General features: G+C 45.3%; 3 protein-coding genes. All 3 read right to left on the reverse strand.

Going from position 1 to position 4901, the window contains the following annotated elements:
* Positions 1 to 48: 48 nt before the first annotated feature.
* Positions 49 to 2403, reverse strand: coding sequence for a glycoside hydrolase family 2 protein (locus VF500_RS26710; RefSeq protein WP_330862589.1), 2355 nt, complete (start codon positions 2401 to 2403; stop codon positions 49 to 51).
* A gap of 10 nt (positions 2404 to 2413) precedes the next feature.
* Positions 2414 to 3439: a glycoside hydrolase family 53 protein gene (locus tag VF500_RS26715; RefSeq protein ID WP_330862590.1), complete on the reverse strand. Its 1026-nt coding sequence runs from the start codon at positions 3437 to 3439 to the stop codon at positions 2414 to 2416.
* Between the two features lie 220 nt (positions 3440 to 3659).
* Positions 3660 to 4721, reverse strand: coding sequence for a glycoside hydrolase family 53 protein (locus VF500_RS26720; RefSeq protein WP_330862591.1), 1062 nt, complete (start codon positions 4719 to 4721; stop codon positions 3660 to 3662).
* Positions 4722 to 4901 lie beyond the last annotated feature (180 nt).

Here is a 4901-nt window from a genome sequence, read left to right on the forward strand (position 1 = left end):
AAACCTTACGATTTAAAAATCCGGGGGATCTTTTTATTATTGCTTTATCTATTTGATCACTACTTCTTGTATTCCTGCGTTCAAGCCATCTCCAGAAGCAGAAAGATGAATTTTACCAGGTTTTACTCCAGCTTTTATCAAAAATGCAGCGATCCCGGCTTCAGCCTTCACTTCTCTTTCTCCAATCACTTCACCTTCGCCGCTTACTTTTAACCTGAGCGAATTGGTTGCAACCGGAATCACGGTGCCATTTTCATCGGTTACCGAAGCGTAAACAAACACCACATCGTTTTTGCCAGCTACAAGTGCTTTGCCACTGTAATCAACCGTTAGTTTGATCTGTGAAGGCTTTCCGGGTGTTTTGCGTTCGGTAACAGCTACCCGTTTGTCTTTGATATAACCTTTTGCGGTTAATGTGCCGGGCTGGTAAGCTACATTAAATGTAAATGGCGCATGTTTCAGATTATTATTCATGCTGCCGGTATCTGGTTTCTGTTTGCCTATCGATTTGCCGTTCAGGAACAGTTCTACCTCATCACAATTGCTGTAGACCTTCACACTTTTGGTACCAGTGTTATTCCAGTAATTGGCGATGAACAGCATCGGCTTGCTTTCGGCAGCGTCCCTTTGGCTTTGATAAAAGTAATAAGCAAACTTAGGCAGCCTGAAAATATCCATAATACCCGATGATTCAATATCAGGTGCATAACCACGCTTATAATCAAACATGAGCCAGTTGGCATCACCGGTAATGTTCCCGTTAAGGTTGTCGTTATGTGATTCCTGGAAGTTTACGGCCTGCTGCAACATCCGCTTTTCGCCATCACCGCGTAACTGGCGCGATGTTTTTTCTTCGTCGGTAAGGTCTTTATACTGCGTTTGGTTAAAGCCTGCGTTTTGGGCGTAATATTCCCAGTCGCCATATTCGGCAATCAGAATAGGTTTTTGGTTAAACTTTTTCCAGTAATCAGGCGCTTTGGCATGCTGGCGGGCGGGGATAAATACGTCGTACACTGCATTCATCCAGCCGCAGGTGTAGGTATCTGCATAAGGCAATTCCTGGTGAACAATGGCATGCGCCTTTTCCATATAATCGCGCTTCATTTCGGTTTCATTAAGCGAGGCCTCCCACAAAATGATGGACGGATGGTTCCTGTCGCGGTGCAACATATCGGTTATAGCCTGCAGACTGTTCTTTTGAAAAGTTTCATCGCCAAAAAACTGCCAGCCGGGTGTCGAATCCATCACAAAAATGCCCAGCTCATCACAGGCATTTAAAAACGCAGGCGACGGTGGATAATGCGAGCATCGCACAAAATCAAAACCCGCCTGTTTTATTTTATAAGCATCGCGGTATTGGGCATTATCGCTCATGGCATAACCTATATAAGGATATTCCTGGTGGCGGTTGGTGCCGCGCAATACATATTTGCTGCCATTGAGGTAAAAGCCATCAGTCTTAAAACTGATATCCCTGATACCCGTTTTTATAGACACTGAATCAAGCAGAATCCCATTACTTTCAACCCCGACAACCACTTTATACAACTCGGGGTGTGCAGGCGACCAAAGCACAGGTTTTGCGATAGTTATGCTTTGTTCAAAAGTGTTGCTGCTGTTGGGTTTGATAGCCGCTACAGGCATGTTAACCAAGCCAACAGATTTGCCCGAAGCATCATAAACCGTCGCCTTTAATTTTACAGCCTGCTTCGTGACATGGTCATTTTGCACCTGTACCTTAATGTTTAAGCGGGCACTTTTTGATGAGATGTTGTCATAGTGCAGCAATACCCCACCGCTGTTCACCTGCGCGGCGTTAACAGCGTCAGTTATATAGACCTTATTTTTTTTAATAAGCCAGGCGTTACGGTAAATGCCGCTATAAAAGTTAAAATCCAGATCTTTAATAGGCTTGCCCGGCGGAATCACCAGGTTATCCTGATTATTGAGCCGGATGACAAGGCAATTCTCTTTGCCATACAAAGCTTTATTGCTGATATCGATATAAACAGGCAGGTAACCGCCTATGTGCGTTTGCAGGTGTTTCCCGTTCAAATAAACATCAGCCAGGTTCATAGCCGCATCTATGCGGATAGCGATGTATTTGCCGGCGTCTTTTTTATCCAGCGTAAAAAACTTGCGGTAAAAACAAATACCCTGCCATTGCTGGGCGATTTTAATAACCGGCTCAATATTGGCAGTATGCGGCAGGCTCACCTGTTGCCATGATGAAGCACCTGCCTGGCTAAAAAGTTGGTCATTGATACTGGTATCTGCGTTTTTTACAAACTGCCAGTTATTATTAAAAGGGGTAACAGCTATTTTTTTATCGCCTTTGCTTTGCGCTTTCACGGCTGCAACCGTGCAGGCAGCGGCAAGGGCCAACAGAATAATTTTCTTCATTTAGTGGAGCTTACTGGCTAATGTGGTATTGATTTTTGATGCTATCATAGGTAGCCATGTGCGCATTGGTATTTCCCTGTTTATCAACAAAGGTTTCACCCCAGCTAAAGGGCTCCCAAATAAAAGTGCCTTTAACTTTATTACCGGGTAATGAAAAGGCTATATCATTTACCTCGCGCTTGTGTTGTGAATATTCGGCAACCATCACATCCTGCTTATAGCGGGCTGTGAGGCTGGTGAGGTTATTTTTTAAACTATCAGGGGTGCCATGCCATTCGGGATAATATGACTCGCCAATAATGTCGAAATTCACCCCGCGTTTTAGCATGTTATCAACAAAGTAAATGGACTCGGCATTTTGCCCGCCGCAGGCAATATGCAGCATGATCCTGATGTTGCCGCTCACCCCTCTCACCCCACTGATACCGGCTTTTAAGAAACCGGCCAGTGTATCCAGGTTTTTCAGTCGGCCATCGGGCCATAAAATACCATGGTTAATTTCGTTGCCTACCTGCACCATATCGGGCAGGGTGCCCTGCTTTTTAAGGGTCAGCAGGGTAAGCCGTGTAAATGCTTTTATAGAATCCTGTAATTGCTGGTTGTTGAGTTTTTTCCAGGCAGCAGGTTTGTATTGCTTACCCGGATCGGCCCAGGTATCGCTGTAATGAAAATCAAGTAAAAAACCCATACCGGCTTCTTTAATACGCAAAGCCATCTTTTTGGTATCCTCCAACCCGCAATAGCCTTTTGCCGAGTAACCGCTATCAGCCTTTGGATTGTTGAAGATGCGGAGCCTTACATAGTTAAAGCCATGATCTTTCAAAATGGTAAAAGGATCTTTGCTTACGCCGTTATCATTAAACTTGCGTCCTTCGGCCTCCAACTGGGGGATAAAGGAAATATCGGCACCCATGATCTGCTTAAACTTAACCGGAACATTTTTGGCCGGCGAATATTTATAAGCCGATAATGCCCCGACACTTACCAGGCCCATTGCTATTAATACCAGTTTGCGTGTACTGATCTTCGTTTTCATATAAATTGTGTTAATAATCAAAATTACATAGTAAAATTGGTTGGGTGTATTTGTTGCTGCAATCAAAGTTTCGCCGCCGCTCGCCTCCGGGCGAGTGGCTATTATCTCCAGGCCTCTGGCCTGCTTTTTCCACGGCGGCCAGAGGCCGCTTAATAGTTGCCACTCGCCCGGAGGCGAGCGGCGGCAGAAGTCTTTATTAATACACCCAACCAATTAAATTTTAATGCACAAACGCATCCATGGCAACGGTTGGTTTACCGCTGCTATCGAACGCCCCCATAGTGTAGCCCTGCCAGCTGGCATAAGCTTCCGGTTCCCAGTAAAATACACCAAGACCGCCCGATACTGATTTTGTTTTAGCTATCAGATCGGTTAAAAAAGCTTTACTGGTTGTTGCTGCTGATACATCCATCCCGGCTTCGCAGATCATTACCTCTTTGCTGTAACGGGTAACCATATCCTGCATGTTGGCCAATACCTGGCTGTTTATGGTAGACCAGTTACTGGTTGACGGGTATACTGAAAACCCGCATACATCCCAGCTTGCACCATTGGCCTTAAGACCGTCGAAGATCCAGCGGGTGGTAGTATTATTAAAGCCATTTGCCACATGCACAATAACTTTTGCCGATGGAAAAATAGCTTTAGTGGCATTGTAGCCGCAATTCACCAACCAGGCAAAGTTTTTAAAGTTTGTTGCCGATACCGAAGCGCGGCCATCCTGCCATAACATACCATCGCTGGTTTCATTTCCTACCTGTACCCATGTTGGGGTTATCCCGTTTGATTTAAGGGTGTTCAAAGTGTTGTAAGTGTAATTGTACATGGTGGTCATGAGTGTGCTGAAATCAAGACTGGCCCATGCAACAGGTTTGGTCTGGTTACCCGGGTCGGCCCAGGTATCGCTGTAATGGAAGTCGATAAGAATGCTCATGCCCGCTGCCGCGGCCCTTTTGGCCTTAGCTACCACATCGGCAGTAGAGTTATAGGTTGATGAAGGATTTACCCATACCCTTAAACGGATGGCGTTAATACCCTTACCCCCTAAAACGGTAAATAAATCTTGTTGTGTGCCGCTGCTGTTGTAAAACTTTTTGCCAGATGCCTCCATTTGCGTTACCCAGCTCACATCCGAGCCATAGGCAAATGAGGAAGTAGCTTCGGTTTTTAACTTACCTGTAGCGGTGTTTTGCGCAGCGGCTTGCTTGTTGGCAACTTCCTTGGTGCAGCTCATGCTTAGGCAAAGCATAACAGCTGATGACAGCGTGATGATTTTTCTCATAATTTGATTGATTTATTGGTATTTGTAAAAAATTGGTTTCGTGCTGAATGGCATGAACTATTTAAATGCATCAAGCGCCACGGTAGGCTTGCCCGATGTGTCAAACGCCCCGAGACCATAACTTTGCCAGTTATAGGCCTCCGGTTCCCAATAAAAAACTCCCAAACCCTGTCCGCCATT

Source organism: Mucilaginibacter sp. (assembly GCF_036383575.1).
Classification (GTDB): domain Bacteria; phylum Bacteroidota; class Bacteroidia; order Sphingobacteriales; family Sphingobacteriaceae; genus Mucilaginibacter.